The sequence below is a fragment of the Gemmobacter lutimaris genome (assembly GCF_003570715.1).
GTDB lineage: Bacteria > Pseudomonadota > Alphaproteobacteria > Rhodobacterales > Rhodobacteraceae > Gemmobacter > Gemmobacter lutimaris.
In genome coordinates this window covers 1-13,769 of sequence record NZ_QXXQ01000023.1, presented here as the reverse complement: position 1 = coordinate 13,769, position 13,769 = coordinate 1, and the positions used below count along the sequence as shown (strand labels likewise).

At 63.1% G+C, this 13,769-nt stretch carries 13 protein-coding genes and 1 pseudogene; 8 read left to right on the top strand and 6 right to left on the bottom strand.

Annotated features, from left to right (window positions below; all coding sequences use genetic code 11):
- Window positions 1-79 precede the first annotated feature (79 nt).
- The 3 genes from D2N39_RS21190 to D2N39_RS21180 are packed head-to-tail and all read right to left on the bottom strand — an operon-like array spanning window position 80 to window position 3,103.
- A complete protein-coding gene (locus tag D2N39_RS21190) occupies window positions 80-931 on the bottom strand; it encodes an MBL fold metallo-hydrolase (RefSeq protein ID WP_119136771.1) in 852 nt (283 codons plus the stop codon).
- Window positions 932-938: 7 nt separating this feature from the next.
- A complete protein-coding gene (locus tag D2N39_RS21185) occupies window positions 939-2,291 on the bottom strand; it encodes an aminotransferase class III-fold pyridoxal phosphate-dependent enzyme (RefSeq protein WP_119136749.1) in 1,353 nt (450 codons plus the stop codon).
- A gap of 14 nt (window positions 2,292-2,305) precedes the next feature.
- Window positions 2,306-3,103, bottom strand: a complete 798-nt coding sequence (locus tag D2N39_RS21180) for an IclR family transcriptional regulator (protein WP_119136748.1) — start codon at window positions 3,101-3,103, stop codon at window positions 2,306-2,308.
- Between the two features lie 138 nt (window positions 3,104-3,241).
- Here D2N39_RS21180 and D2N39_RS21175 point away from each other — a divergent pair, with 138 nt between their 5' ends.
- The 8 genes from D2N39_RS21175 (at window position 3,242) to D2N39_RS21140 (ending at window position 11,597) form a co-directional block, all read left to right on the top strand.
- Entirely contained in the window at window positions 3,242-4,183 is a 942-nt protein-coding gene (locus D2N39_RS21175) for a tripartite tricarboxylate transporter substrate-binding protein (RefSeq protein WP_119136747.1), read from the top strand.
- A gap of 54 nt (window positions 4,184-4,237) precedes the next feature.
- Complete coding sequence (locus D2N39_RS21170; RefSeq protein WP_119136746.1) at window positions 4,238-4,786, top strand: tripartite tricarboxylate transporter TctB family protein; 549 nt, start codon at window positions 4,238-4,240, stop codon at window positions 4,784-4,786.
- A 9-nt stretch (window positions 4,787-4,795) separates the two neighbouring features.
- Window positions 4,796-6,298: a tripartite tricarboxylate transporter permease gene (locus tag D2N39_RS21165; RefSeq protein ID WP_119136745.1), complete on the top strand. Its 1,503-nt coding sequence runs from the start codon at window positions 4,796-4,798 to the stop codon at window positions 6,296-6,298.
- Between the two features lie 11 nt (window positions 6,299-6,309).
- Window positions 6,310-7,797 carry an aldehyde dehydrogenase family protein gene (locus D2N39_RS21160; protein WP_119136744.1) on the top strand — a complete coding sequence of 496 codons (1,488 nt, stop codon included), beginning with the start codon at window positions 6,310-6,312 and terminating at the stop codon, window positions 7,795-7,797.
- 7 nt (window positions 7,798-7,804) lie between these two features.
- On the top strand, window positions 7,805-9,040 hold the full coding sequence (locus tag D2N39_RS21155; protein WP_119136743.1) for a Tm-1-like ATP-binding domain-containing protein: 1,236 nt from the start codon (window positions 7,805-7,807) through the stop codon (window positions 9,038-9,040).
- A gap of 217 nt (window positions 9,041-9,257) precedes the next feature.
- The gene (locus tag D2N39_RS21150; RefSeq protein WP_119136770.1) at window positions 9,258-9,800 is read left to right on the top strand and encodes a VOC family protein; all 543 of its coding nucleotides are present in this window, start codon (window positions 9,258-9,260) and stop codon (window positions 9,798-9,800) included.
- Between the two features lies 1 nt (window position 9,801).
- Window positions 9,802-11,415: an FAD-dependent oxidoreductase gene (locus D2N39_RS21145; protein ID WP_119136742.1), complete on the top strand. Its 1,614-nt coding sequence runs from the start codon at window positions 9,802-9,804 to the stop codon at window positions 11,413-11,415.
- Window positions 11,412-11,597: a DUF2783 domain-containing protein gene (locus D2N39_RS21140; protein ID WP_119136741.1), complete on the top strand. Its 186-nt coding sequence runs from the start codon at window positions 11,412-11,414 to the stop codon at window positions 11,595-11,597. Before D2N39_RS21145 ends, D2N39_RS21140 begins: the two co-directional genes overlap by 4 nt.
- A 93-nt stretch (window positions 11,598-11,690) precedes the next feature.
- Here the strand turns inward: D2N39_RS21140 and D2N39_RS21135 are convergent, their stop codons facing one another.
- The 3 genes and pseudogenes from D2N39_RS21135 to D2N39_RS21125 all read right to left on the bottom strand — a co-directional run.
- Complete coding sequence (locus D2N39_RS21135) at window positions 11,691-11,885, bottom strand: DUF2783 domain-containing protein (protein WP_119136740.1); 195 nt, start codon at window positions 11,883-11,885, stop codon at window positions 11,691-11,693.
- 4 nt (window positions 11,886-11,889) lie between these two features.
- Window positions 11,890-13,515: an FAD-dependent oxidoreductase gene (locus D2N39_RS21130; protein ID WP_119136739.1), complete on the bottom strand. Its 1,626-nt coding sequence runs from the start codon at window positions 13,513-13,515 to the stop codon at window positions 11,890-11,892.
- 69 nt (window positions 13,516-13,584) lie between these two features.
- Window positions 13,585-13,769: pseudogene (locus D2N39_RS21125) on the bottom strand (MBL fold metallo-hydrolase); the annotation flags it as partial.

Genomic DNA, 13,769 nt, shown 5'->3' with positions numbered 1-13,769 from the left:
TTAGATGAACTAATGCCACAAGCCGGGCGCCGCCGGAACGCAGCGCCCTTGCCACCGCAGTCATGGCGGTGGCTGTGCGTTACAGCGGAATGCGCATTCCGTCATGCCCCAGATAAAACGGCCCCGACCAGTCGGCGGCTATGCTGGCCTGCCATTCGGCCTCGCCAAAGGCCGGGTCGTCCGAAGGGATCAGGTGATTGAGCGCAAGCGCCTTCACACCTGCCGCCGCGGCGATTCTGGCCGCATCGGCGGCAAGCGTATGGGCGCGCAGCCAGTGATGCATCAGGCGGTCATCACCATTGCCGATCCGTGCCATAAGCGCGGGCAGCGCCTCGCCCAGCATTGCCTCGTGAATCAGCAGATCGGCCCCGGCGGCGAAAGCCGCCATTTCGGGCATATAGGAGGTATCGCCCGAGAACACGACCGACTTGCCCGCACTTTCAAAGCGATAGGCGTAACAGGTCACAGGCGGGTGCAGTGTGGCCATGGCCCGCACGGTCAGCGGCCCGATGGTGAAACCGCGCGTCGGGTCCACCACCTTGAAGTGCACGAGACCGGCCAGATCTGGGCGGCCCTCGTCTTCGATACGGATGGCGATGTCATTCTGCATCGAGGCAAGGAAATGCGTCCAATACTCGGCCAGCCCCTCGGGGCCATGCACGGTGACCGGGGTTTTCAGGCCAGCCACCCAGGCCGTGTGCAGCAACGGCCCGAGTTCGAGGTAGTGATCGGAATGCAGGTGGGTGATGACGATCTGGTCAAGATCCTTCAGCGCCATGCCCTGATCGACCAGCCCGCGCGTCACCCCCAGCCCGCAATCGACGACGACCCGCTGCCCCGACAGGCACAGCAGGTTCGAAGTGGGGTTGGTGGAGCCGGTGCGGATGGCCGGCCCCCCTTTCGTGCCCAGCAGGGCGACATGATCGGTCATCGCACCCTCACAAAGCCCGGAAGCCCGCATCGAGCGCATCAAGGATTCCCTGCGCATCGGCCTCGCTCAGCACCAACGATGGCGACAGGATGATGTTCGGCCCGGAGACCCGCACCATCGCGCCCGCCTCATAAGCCGCCTGTTGCACTTTACCGGGCACCGGCTTGTCAGCCGGTTGTCTGGTGGTGCGATCAGCCACCAGTTCCAGCGCCAGCATCAGCCCGTGACCACCACGCACATCGCCGATCACATCGTATTTCGTCTGCAAATCCTTCAGACCTGCGAACAGTTGTGCGCCACGCGCGGCGGCGTTTTCGATGACATTCAGCCGCCGTGTTTCGGCAAGGCAGGCAAGCGCCGCCGCCGCGCCGACCGGATGGCCGGAATAGGTATAGCCATGCCCGATGGCGGCTTTCGCACTGGCGTCGCTTTCGAACACCTCGGCCACCGCTTCCGCGATCATCACCGCGCCGAAAGGGAAGTAACCGTTGGTGATGGCCTTGGCGGTGCACATGAAATCGGGCTTCACCCCCCAAAGGCGGCTGCCCGACCATGCGCCGGTGCGGCCGAAGGCGGTAATCACCTCATCCGCGATCAGCAGGATGCCATGGCGGCGGCAGATCGCCTCGACGCCGGGCATGAAGCTGGCATCGGGCACGATCACCCCACCCGCGCCAAGGATCGGTTCCATGATGAAGGCGGCGATGGTGTCGGCGCCCTGAAAGGCGATTTCATCCTCGATCTGCGCGAGGATAAGCTGGGCCAGTCGCGCGGGGTCTGTCTCGTTGAACGGGTTGCGATAGGGATAGGGCGCGGTGATGTGGTGGCAGCCGGGCAGAAGCGGCTCGTAATTGCTGCGGAAATTCGCGTTTCCGTTCACCGAGGCGCCGCCCATATGCGTGCCGTGGTAGCCCTTCTTGAGGCTGAGGAATTTCACCCGCCCGGCCTGACCGCGCAGCTTGTGGTATTGCCGCGCAAGGCGCAGCGCGGTTTCCACGCTGTCTGACCCGCCCGAGGTGAAAAAGGCGCGCGTCAGCCCGTCGGGCTCGAAAAAGGCCCGCAGTTCCTCGGCCAGTTCGATGACGCAATCGTTGGATGTGCCACGGAAGATCGAATAATAGGGCAGGCGGTCAAGCTGCGCGGAGATGGCGTCTTTCACCGGCTGGCAGGAATAGCCGAGATTGACATTCCACAGCCCGCCGACGCCATCAATCACCTCGTGCCCGTCCACATCGCGGATGCGCACACCCGACGCTTCGGTCACGATGGTCGGGGCATTGGAAAGGCTGTCGGCAGGCGAGGTCATCGGGTGCCACAGGCTGCGTGCGTTATTGGCCTTGAGGAAATTCTGGTCTTTCATGGCGGTCTCTTCTGTCAGGGCGGTGATGGGATGGAAGGGGGCGCGCCAAGGGCAAAGCCCTCGGGCGGGATGCCGCCGCGCAACTGCATGATCTGCAGCGCGGCTGTGATGATCTCGGCCTTGATCCTGGCGCGCAACGCATCGCTCATGCGGGCGGAGGGCGCAGCAACGGCCACCGCGCCCATACAGGTAGACCGGGCATTGAACAGCGGCACGGCAACCGAATGCACGTCTTCCTCGAAACTGCCGGCGGATTCGGCGATGCCGCTGCGGCGGATCTCGTCCAGACGGGCGCGGATGATTGCGGGGTCGGTTTGGGTCTGCGGCGTGAATTTCGGTAGTTTGCGCGCCAGAATCCGTTCGCGCAGCGCTTCAGGCGCATGGGCCAGAATCGCCAGCCCCGAGGATGAGGCGTGAAACGGCAGGTGATCGGCGTCATGCATCATCACGCGTGTGCCGTGCTGCGTGGAATAGACGAAATGCACCAGTTCCACCCGGTCGCCCGCAAGAACCGAAACATGGGTTGATTCGCCCGTCGATTCTGCAAGCGCGGTCAGAATCGGCACGACGACCGACTTGAACGGGGCAACTTCTTCGCGCAGCGCGGCAAGGCGCAGCACGGCAGGGCCGATGCGATATTCCCGTGCGGCACCGATTTGTTCAATCAGGCCATAGGTTTGCAGTTCGGTCATCAGCCGAAAGCATGTGGCTTTGTTGACGCCGGAAAGGCGTGCCAGATCGGACAGGCCGATTTGCGGCCGATCCCGGCGAAACAGGTCCAGAAGCTCGAGCGCCTTTGAAACGGTGCCCATGTCCACATCCTTTCGTTGCAGTTGCGGCGAATTCGGGCGCGGCTGCACCCTTTTTTGTTGACAGGTTGACGCAGGGTCTGTCAATCTAAATTTGAACCAATGGTTTGAATAATGAACCAGATAAACAGGGAGACTGCAATGACGAAATTGGCTCTGCTTGCGGGAGTCGCTGCTGTGGCGCTGGGGGCCATGGCCGCGCCGGTGCTGGCTGACTATCCGCAAAAGCCGGTCACATTCATCGTGCCGTGGCCGCCCGGCGATCTGGAAGATCTGCTGACGCGGATGATCGCCGAAGAGTTCCAGAAAGAGCTGGGCGCACCCGCGGCGGTGGTGAACATGCCCGGCGGCGGGGGCGTTGTGGGCGGGGTGAAGGTGGCGACCGCAGCCCCCGACGGCTATACCGTAGGGTCTTTTGTGCTCGACATTCCCACCATCAAGACGATGGGCGCCGAGGCCGCGATTGCCCCCGACGCGCTGGAGCCGGTGGGCATCTTTCTGACCTATCCGTTCCTGATCGCCACAAGCAAGGATGCCCCCTATAAAACGATGCAGGAACTGGCCGATTATTCGAAGGCGAACAATGTGCGCCTTGGCCATTTCGGCTATGGCCTGCCGCCGACGCTGCTGACCTTCTCGGCGATGAAGGAACTGGGTGGCGCCTTCGCTGCGGAAGCGGCCTTTGATGCGGTTGATTGCTCGACCCTGGCCAATGGCGATGCCGATGTCATCAACACCACTGCGCAACTCGTTCTGTCCTGCATGAATGAAATCACGGTTCTGGCCACCGTGACAGGCGCGCGCACCGCGATCACCCCCGATGCGCCGACGCTGGCCGAAATCTCGCCCGATCTCGACCTGTCGCTTTGGAACGGTCTGTTCGTTCCGAAGGGCACACCGCAGGAGGTGAAGGACAAGATCGCTTCGGTCGCGCAGAAAGTGATCGCCTCGGATGCGGCGCAGGAGATCGCCAAGACCACGGGCGCGCTGGTCTACTGGGAGCCGCAGGACAAGGCCGTGGCACAGGTGGCCACTGACAAGGACAAGCTTGTCGCCATTCGCAAGGCCATGGGGGTCGAATGACCTTGGACAGGCGCGCGGACCGATCCGCGCGCCGTTTTCTTTCGGGATAACGATATGTCAGACGAAACGCCCGAGGCGAACAGGCTGGAAAGCCTGCTGTTGAATGGCATCTTCGCGCTGGTGGCGGTGGGGCTTCTTGCGCTGATCGGCAAGGCAACCGGGCGCGGCGTCGCTTCTGGCGGCTGGTGGACGCGCCCGGCCCTGGCCCCCGGTTTTGCGCTGGTCCTTCTGGTGGGGGCGAATATCTTCACGCTGGGCCGCGCGATTGTCGATCTGCGCGCCCGGCCGCCATCAGCGGAGGAATGGCGCGATGCCCGGACCAGGGTTCTGGGCTGGCTGCGCCCGCTGGAGCTTCTGGCCTATTTCGGCCTCTATCTCTGGCTGACCATCCATATTGGTTATTTCCTGGCCACGTTCGCCTTTGTCATGTGGCTGATGCTGCGGACCGGGCTGAACAGCCCGCGCTGGCTGCTGGCCGGAGCGGCACTGACGGTGGCGCTGGTTCTGATCTTCCGCGTCGGTCTGGGGGTCTGGATGCCCAGTCCCGGCTATTACGACGCCGCACCCGAAGCGGTGCGCTCCTATCTGATCCGCTGGTTCTGAGGCCCGATCATGGAATTCATCTTTGCCGGCCTTGCCCAGCTTTCCGATCCGTGGCTGATCGCCGTCATGGCCTTCGGCGCCATTCTCGGGGTGATTGTCGGCGCCATTCCCGGTGCCGGTGCCGCGGTCACCATTTCCATCCTGCTGCCCTCGACCTTCGGGATGGAGCCGCTGTTGGGCATGACGCTGCTTCTGGGGGTCTATTGCGGGTCCGCCTACGGCTCGGCCATTCCTGCCGTCCTGCTCAATACGCCCGGCTCGCCGGTGGCGGTGCTGACCGCGATGGAGGCCAAACCCTTCGCGGACCGGGGCGAGGCGCGGCGCGCCATGTCTCTGGCCTATTCCGCCTCTTTCGTGGGTGGGGTGATGGCGGTGCTGGCGCTGATGGTGCTGACCAAACCGCTTGCCCTGATCGCACGGAACTTCGGTTCTGCCGAATTTGCCATGCTGGCCATCTCGGCGCTGGTTCTGGTGGTCGTGGGCCATGGTGGCCGCCGCATCGAGGCGCTGGCGGCGCTGGCCTTCGGGCTTTTCCTTGCCACGATCGGGCTGGAAACGGCCTATGCGACGCAGCGCTATACCTTTGGCGAAACATGGCTGATGCAAGGCATCCCGCTGGTGCCACTGGTAATCGGCCTGTTCGCGGTTTCCGAGGCGCTGGTGCAGCTTGGCGGCAAAGGTGCGCGGGCCCGCGAGGTGAAGCTGTCGGGAGGTTTCTTCGATGGCTTCCTTGAGGTGCTGCGTTATCCGCGCACGCTGTTCGGGTCGTCGATTGTGGGCATCATCATCGGCATCATGCCCGGTGTGGGCGAGTTTCTGGCCCAGCAGGTTAATTATGTCTGGGCACGCAAGCTTTCGCCGCAGGGGCATCTTTTTGGCAAGGGCGCGCCCGAGGGCATCATCGTGTCAGAGGCGACGAACAACGCGGTGCCACCCGCGGCGCTGATCCCGATGCTCGCGCTGGGCATTCCGGGGGAAGAACTGACCTCGATGATGCTGGCGGTGTTTCTGGTGCATAACGTGGTGCCGGGGCCGGAACTGTTCCTGAAGCATGGTGATTTCGTCGCCGGGCTTTACTGGACGCTGCTTCTGATGAATTTCGTCATCATCGCCTTCCTGCTGTTCGCAACCAAATGGATCGCCCGCGCAGCGCTGGTGGACAAGCGGTTCCTTGGCGTGGCGATCCTGACGCTTTCACTGATCGGCACTTATGCCGCGAACTACAATTTCTCGGATGTGGGGCTGTCGATGTTCTTCGGCCTGCTTGGCTACATCCTGCGCGCGCATCGCTGGCCGCTGACGCCCATTCTGCTGGGGCTGGTGATGGGTCCGATCGTGGAATCGCGTGTGCGGCAGGCGCTGGGCGGGGCCGGTGGCGACTTCACCGTGTTTGTCACCCGGCCGATCTCGGCGGTTCTGGTGGCGGCGCTGACCGCGCTGATCCTGTTGTCAATCCGGGACAGCCTGCGCAACCGCAAGCGCCGCGCCGACTGGCAAATCAACGATAGCTGAAAGGCAAGACGATGCTCGATAAATCCCGGATCGAGGCGCTGCGAAATGCGCCCGTGGCCCCCGCCCTGCACCTGATCGACGGGGTGGCCCGCCCCGCATCGGATGGTGGCATTATGGAGGTCCTTTCGCCGCTGGACGGCAAGCCCTTAACCACCATGGCCCGTGGCACCGCCGCCGATGCCCATGCGGCCATTGCCGCCGCCCGCCGTGCCTTCGAGGACGGGTGCTGGTCGGGGCTGGCGCCAGCCGCGCGCAAGGCGGTGTTGCTGCGCTGGGCCACGCTGATAGAGCGGGACGCGCTGGAGCTTGCCGTGCTGGGCGTGCGCAACAACGGCACCGAGATCGGCATGGCATTGAAGGCCGAACCGCTGAGCGCGGCCGCGACGATCCGCTACTACGCCGAGGCGACCGACAAGATCTATGGCGAGATCGCCCCCACGGGCGACGATGTTCTGGGTCTTGTGCACCGCGCGCCCGTGGGGGTGGTGGGGGCCATCGTGCCATGGAATTTCCCGCTGATGATCGGCACCTGGAAGCTTGGTCCGGCGCTGGCCGCAGGCAACACCGTGGTGCTGAAACCCGCCGAGACTGCGTCGCTCACCCTGCTGCGGCTGGCGGAACTTGCGCTGGAGGCGGGAATGCCGCCGGGTGTGTTCAATGTCGTGCTGGGCGAGGGTGCGGTGGTGGGCGAGGCGATGTCGCTGTCGCCTGAGATTGACGTGATCGTGTTCACCGGCTCGGGTGGCGTCGGACGTCGGCTTCTGGAAAATGCCGCGCGGTCGAACCTGAAGCGGGTCTATCTGGAGCTTGGGGGCAAATCGCCCAATATCGTCTTTGCCGATGCGCCCTCACTGGACGAAGCGGTGAAAGTGTCCGCCAACGGGATCTTCCGCAATGCCGGGCAGGTCTGTGTGGCGGGGTCGCGCCTGTTGGTGGAACGCAGCATCCATGATGCGTTCGTGGAAAAACTGGCGGCCTTCAGCGCCACGATGAAGGTTGGCGATCCGCTGGATCCGGCCAGCGCGGCGGGGGCGGTGAACAGCCTGCGCCAGCTTGAACAGAACCTGCGCTTCGTTGATGAGGCGCGCGCGCAGGGACGTAAGGTCGTGCTGGGCGGTCGGCGCATTCTGGAGGAAACCGGCGGCTATTTCATGGAGCCGACGATCATCACCGGGGTCGGGCCGGACGATCCCATTGCACAGCGCGAGGTGTTCGGCCCGGTGTTGGCGGTCATCCCCTTCGATACTGAAGAAGAGGTGCTGCGTATCGCCAACGGCACAGATTACGGTCTGGCAGCCGCGGTCTGGACGGGCTCGCTTTCACGCGCGCATCGCATGGTGCGGGCGATCCGGGCGGGGGTTGTGCATGTGAATACCTATGGCGGGTCCGATCTGACGGTGCCGTTGGGTGGCGTCAAGCAATCGGGGAACGGGCATGACAAATCTCTGCATGCCTTCGACAAATACCTCGATCTGAAAACGGCCTGGATCAAGCTGTGAGGACCAGATGACGGATCGCACCATTCTGGTCGTCGGCACTTACGATACCAAGGACGACGAGCTGACCTATATCGCCGACGTGCTGTGCGCGCAGGGCGGTGCTGTGCTGAGCATGGATGTCAGTGTGCTGGGCGATCCGTCACGGCCCACGGACATTTCCAAACATGATGTGGCAGAGGCGGCGGGCGGTTCGATTGCCGGGGCCATCGCGGCAGGTGACGAAAACTATGCCATGCAGATGATGGCGCGCGGGGCCTCGGCACTGGCGGCGCGGCTTCATGCCGAAGGGCGTTTTGACGGGGTGCTGGTGCTGGGCGGAACGATGGGCACCGATCTGGCGCTGGATGTCTGCGCCGCGCTGCCCATCGGGGTGCCGAAATATGTGGTGTCCACAGTTGCTTTCTCGCCCCTTATCCCGGCCGACCGGCTGCCTGCCGACATCCAGATGATCCTTTGGGCGGGGGGACTTTACGGACTCAATTCTGTCTGCAAGGCCTCGCTCAGTCAGGCGGCGGGGGCGGTGCTGGGCGCCGCGCGCGCGGTGGAACGCCCTGCTGCAAAGCGCCCCCTTGTCGGCATGACCTCGTTCGGCAAATCCTTCCTGCGCTATATGGTGACACTGAAACCCGCGCTGGAAGAACGCGGCTTCGAGGTGGCGGTGTTTCACGCCACCGGCATGGGTGGCAGGGCCTTTGAAAGCCTTGCCGCGCAAGGTGCCTTTGCCTGCGTGTTCGATTTCGCCACGCAGGAAGTGGGCAATCACATCAACGGGTCAGCGATCTCCGCAGGCGAGGATCGGCTGACCGCAGCGGGCCTTCATGGCACGCCGCAACTTGTGGCACCGGGCTGTTATGATCTGGTCGATCTGGCGGGCTGGCAGCCCTTGCCCCCCGCGCTGGAGGGGCTGCCGAGTCACGCGCATAACCGGCTGCTGACCTCGGTCGTGCTGGATGCGCCGCGTCGCCGCATCGTGGCGCGGGCGCTGGCCGGGCGTCTGGCGCAGGCGCGGGGCGAGACGGCGTTCCTGTTGCCGCTTGGTGGTTGCCATGCGCTTGATGCCGAAGGCGAGGAACTGCGCGACGCCGACGGTCTTTCGGCTTTCGCTGCGGAACTGCGCGCAAGCTGCCCGCCGAATGTGGCGCTGCACGAAACGCCGGCGCATATCAATGACCCCGCATTCTGCGCACTTGCGCTTGCGATCTTCGACGACTGGTGCGCGCGGGGTGTGGTGCGCCACGACTAGGCAACATTGACCAGACCGACGCCTGATGTGAGGGCGCAGGACATGATGCACGGCGGCAGGCATTCCTGCCGCCGTTTGGTCATGTCGTTTCGCTGCCTCCCTCAAGATGTAGTTTCATTTGCAACGATTTGATCCAGATCAAATCATGTTCAGGTAGAATCGGCCAATCATTGCAAATGCTACGAAATTGGAGGAATTTCCCATGGCCACCCCGGAACTGAAGATCCAGCAGGTTCACCACGTCGCCTATCGCTGCAAGGACGCGAAAGAGACGGTCGAATGGTATAAGACCAACCTCAACATGGATTTCACACTGGCTTTCGCGGAAAACCATGTGCCTTCGACCCATGAACCCGATCCCTACATGCACATCTTCCTTGATGCCGGAAACGGCAATGTGCTGGCCTTCTTCGAACTGCCGACCAAGCCGGAAATGGGGCGCGACGAGAATACCCCGAAATGGGTGCAGCACCTTGCGCTGAAGGTGGCCGACCGCGAGACGCTGGTGGCCTACAAGGATCGCCTGGAAGCGAACGGGGTCGAGGTTCTGGGCGTGACCGATCATTCGGTCTTTCATTCGATCTATTGCTTCGATCCCAACGGCCACCGGATCGAGTTGGCCTATGACGATCCGAAGGCGGCGGCCCTGGCGGCGCGTGCGGCCGAGGTCAAGGACGAGATGCTGGAGGAATGGACCAAGACGAAACGCGCACCGCGTCAGGCAGCCTGGCTCCACTCCAAGGAATTGAGCGAGATCTGATATGCTGAACACCTATCAGTTTCCGCAATTCGATTACCGGCAATCGCCGGAACAGGCTGCCGGAACGGTGCTGCGCCACCCTGTTGTGGTGGTAGGTGCGGGGCCGGTCGGCCTGACCGCTGCACTGGACCTTGCCGCGCGCGGCCTGCGGGTCGTCATTCTTGACGACAACAATACTGTCTCGGTCGGGTCGCGCGCAGTCTGTTATGCCAAGCGCCCGCTGGAAATCTGGGACAGGCTGGGGGTGGCCCGCCCCATGCTGGACAAGGGGATAGAGTGGAAACTGGGCCGCGTCTTCCTGCGGGACAAGGAAGTCTATTCCTTCGATCTGCTGCCCGAGGATGGTCACAAGATCCCGGCGTTCATCAACCTTCAGCAATATTATCTGGAGGAATACATGGTCGCCGCCGCCATGGCGAACCCGCTGATCGACCTGCGCTGGAAGCACAAGGTCGTGTCGATGCGTCAGGGCGAGGATCATGTCTCGCTGGCCGTTGAAACGCCGGATGGCATTTTCCAGATGGAGGCCGACTGGCTGCTGGCCTGTGACGGGGCCAATTCCGACATCCGCCGCATGGTGGGCGCAGAATTCACCGGCCAGTTCTTTCAGGACCGCTTCCTGATCGCCGACATCGTGATGAAGGCAGGCTTCCCGACCGAACGCTGGTTCTGGTTCGATCCGGATTTCCACCGGGGCCAGTCAGCTTTGCTGCACAAGCAGGCCGATGATGTCTGGCGGCTGGATTTCCAGCTTGGCTGGGAGGCTGACCCCGAAAGGGAAAAGCGGCCCGAGAACATCATTCCGCGTGTGCGCGAAATGCTTGGTCCCGATGCCGAGTTCGAACTGGAATGGGCCAGCGTCTATCAGTTTGCCTGCCGTCGGGTCGATAATTTCCGCCACGGACGGGTGCTGTTCGCGGGCGATGCGGCGCATCAGGTTTCCCCCTTCGGGGCGCGCGGGGCAAATACCGGCGTGCAGGATATCGACAACCTGTCATGGAAGCTCGCGGCTGTGGTCAAGGGGCAGGCCCCCGAGGCGCTGATCGACAGCTATCATGCAGAACGCGCCTTCGCGGCGGATGACAACATCCTGAACTCGACCCGTTCGACCGATTTCATCACGCCCAAGAACGCGGCGTCACGCCGCTACCGCGATGCGGTTCTGGCCCTCTCGGGCAAGTATCCCTTCGCGCGGCCGCTGGTGAATTCGGGTCGGCTTTCGACGCCGACCCCCTATGTCGAAAGCCCGCTGAACACCCCGGATGCAGAGGAATGGTCCGGGCGTATGGCGCCGGGCACCTGTGCGGCGGATGCCCCGGTCCGCAGCGGCGGGCAGGCTGGCTGGCTGCTGGAGCATCTGGGCGAAGGGTTCACGCTGCTGGTTTCCGGTCCGGAGGCCGAGCCTGTCACCTGTGGCGCCTTCACCGCATCGGTGCTGCGGGTCGGGCAGGATATCGAGGATTCCGAGGGGAAGATCGCCACACGTTACGATCTGTGCGACGGGGCTGTTTACCTCATCCGCCCGGATCAGCACATCGCCGCCCGCTGGCGGTCGTTCGACCCCGAAGCCATCCGCGCGGCAATTCTGCGCGCAACCGCAGGAACCGAGGCATGACCCTGAATCTTCTTCCCAATATCGAAGCGCCGGATGCCTTCTACGAGGCGCTGACCGAAGCGCAACGTGACATGTCGGAGGACGAGGCCAATGACATGAATGCGCGGCTGGTGCTGATACTCGCCAACCAGATCGGTCGTCTGGCCGACCTGAAAGAGGCGATCCGCCTCGCCAGAGATTGAACACAGGCATGACGGGTTGCGGCGTGATTACCGCCGCAGCCCGTCATGTTCGAACCAGTGCAATCCGCTGGCAGGGCAGGTGCGCCGCAGGTTTCACGATTTCCGCATTTGCGCTGCGGCCAGTGCCTTTTCCAGAATCTCGGCATTGCCGATCTGATTGGCCAGAACAAGGATCAGACGGGCATTCAGTGCCGCGCTTTCCTCGTCGCTCAGCCCTTCATGCGCGGCGATCAGCCGGGCATAGAATCCGTCGGGATCGGTAATATTCGGCGTCAGGTTCAGATCCATTCTTTCACTCCTTGCCGCAGGCATGACCAACGGCCCGCCGCACGGCGGATTCGTCAAAAGCGGCCCAGCGGGCGGCGACATGTTGGTCGGGGCGGATCAAAAGCACGGCTGACGTGGCCCCGCCCAGATACCGCTCTGCCAGTGCGCCGGTCGTATCATCGTTGACCGACAGCTTGACGCGCCGCAGCGCAATGCCCCCCACATCCAGATGTTCCGGCGCATCGGCATCGACCGTCAACAGCACGAAGTCCCCGCCCAGCCTGTCCAGCAGGAAACCATCTGCCAGCGGTGCATCGGGGCAGGGCGCACCCGGCCGGGTGCGCGCGGGGGCCTCGGGCAGGGCATCCTCGCCATTCAGCGGCCCGTTGTCATAGACACAGGGCAGTGACAGCCGCCCCGAATTTACCAGCGGGCGGGCGAAGGCATGCTTTTCCGCCAGTTGCAAAACCGCGTTGCGGAATGTGTGGCTGATCTTGGACTTCGGCGTAATGAAATCGGTGGAACGGCTGGAGTTCAGGATGTTCTCGTCCGCCGCGAAGCAGCGTTCCACATCGTAACTGTCCATCAGGCTTTCAGGCGCCTGACCCTTCAGCACCAGCCCCAGCTTCCAGCCCAGATTGTCCACATCCTGTATGCCGGAATTGGCCCCACGCGCGCCGAAGGGTGAAACCTGATGCGCGGAATCTCCGGCAAACAGGATACGCCCGTGCCGGAACTGCTTCATGCGGCGGCACTGGAAAGTGTAGATGGATGACCAGACAATATCGTAGCCCAACCCCTCACCCAGAAAGGCGTCAAGGCGGCGGCGGATATTGGCTTCCTTCATCTCCTCCTTGCGATCGACATTCCAGCCAATCTGGAAATCGACCCGCCACACATCATCGGGCTGCTTGTGCAGCAGGGTCGAGGCCCCGGCGCCGTGCGTGGGTTCGAACCAGAACCAGCGTTCGGTCGGGAAATCGTCATTGTGCATGCGGATGTCGGCGATCAGGAAACTGTCCTGAAACACCCGGCCCTCGAAATCCAGCCCCAGCATGCCGCGCAAGGGGGACGAGGCGCCATCACAGCCGATCAGCCAGTCGGCCTCGATCCGGTACGGTCCTTCCGGCGTCATGATGTCCAGAACGACGTGATCGTCCTTCACTTCGATGGCGTCCAGCCTGTTCTTGCCGCGAATTTCAATCGGTGTGCCGGTGGCCTGCAATTCGCGCACGCGCTCCACCATGAAACGCTCGAAATAGGGCTGTTGCAGGTTGATGAAGGCCGGATACTTGTGCCCGGCCTCGGGCAGCAGGTTGAAGTCATAGATCTGGCGATCCTCATGGAACACCTTGCCAAGGTTCCAGACCACGCCCTTTTCCACCATCGGCGTGCCACAGCCATAGCGGTCGGCGATTTCAAGGGTGCGCTTGGCAAAGCAGATGGCGCGGCTGCCCATGCCGATGCCCTCGTGATCGTCCAGCACCAGCACGGGGATGCCCTGCTGGCCCAGATCCAGCGCCGTGGCGATGCCGATCGGGCCGCCACCGACAACCACCACAGGGTGACGAACCGGCTGTGCGGCATCCTGATCGGCCGAGCGTTCGTAGGGGTAGAGTTTGAAAGCAAGGCTGTAACGGTCGTCCAGCACGGTGGAGTCCTCCCGAGATGTTCGGTTTCGCGGTCAAACCCTCGGGTTGACCGATGAATTTCAATGGCTTCAGGCCTGGAGTTCTTGCCACATTTGTTGATCTCGGATTGCGGTCCAGATGCGTGGGGTGTCGATGCCTTTTGCTTCGTCGTATGCGCGAGCGACGTTGAAGGGGAGGCAGTGTTCGTAGATGGCGTAGTTTGCGAATTTGGGGTCGCAGGCGGCGCGGACGGCGTCCCATGCTTCTTTGAGGG

Excerpts from the sequence above, each read along its gene's own strand:
- D2N39_RS21190 (WP_119136771.1), bottom strand. The coding sequence starts at position 931 with ATGACCGATCATGTCGCCCTGCTGGGCACGAAAGGGGGGCCGGCCATC.
- D2N39_RS21185 (WP_119136749.1), bottom strand. The coding sequence starts at position 2,291 with ATGAAAGACCAGAATTTCCTCAAGGCCAATAACGCACGCAGCCTGTGG.
- D2N39_RS21180 (WP_119136748.1), bottom strand. The coding sequence starts at position 3,103 with ATGGGCACCGTTTCAAAGGCGCTCGAGCTTCTGGACCTGTTTCGCCGG.
- D2N39_RS21175 (WP_119136747.1), top strand. The coding sequence starts at position 3,242 with ATGACGAAATTGGCTCTGCTTGCGGGAGTCGCTGCTGTGGCGCTGGGG.
- D2N39_RS21170 (WP_119136746.1), top strand. The coding sequence starts at position 4,238 with ATGTCAGACGAAACGCCCGAGGCGAACAGGCTGGAAAGCCTGCTGTTG.
- D2N39_RS21165 (WP_119136745.1), top strand. The coding sequence starts at position 4,796 with ATGGAATTCATCTTTGCCGGCCTTGCCCAGCTTTCCGATCCGTGGCTG.
- D2N39_RS21160 (WP_119136744.1), top strand. The coding sequence starts at position 6,310 with ATGCTCGATAAATCCCGGATCGAGGCGCTGCGAAATGCGCCCGTGGCC.
- D2N39_RS21155 (WP_119136743.1), top strand. The coding sequence starts at position 7,805 with ATGACGGATCGCACCATTCTGGTCGTCGGCACTTACGATACCAAGGAC.
- D2N39_RS21145 (WP_119136742.1), top strand. The coding sequence starts at position 9,802 with ATGCTGAACACCTATCAGTTTCCGCAATTCGATTACCGGCAATCGCCG.
- D2N39_RS21140 (WP_119136741.1), top strand. The coding sequence starts at position 11,412 with ATGACCCTGAATCTTCTTCCCAATATCGAAGCGCCGGATGCCTTCTAC.
- D2N39_RS21135 (WP_119136740.1), bottom strand. The coding sequence starts at position 11,885 with ATGGATCTGAACCTGACGCCGAATATTACCGATCCCGACGGATTCTAT.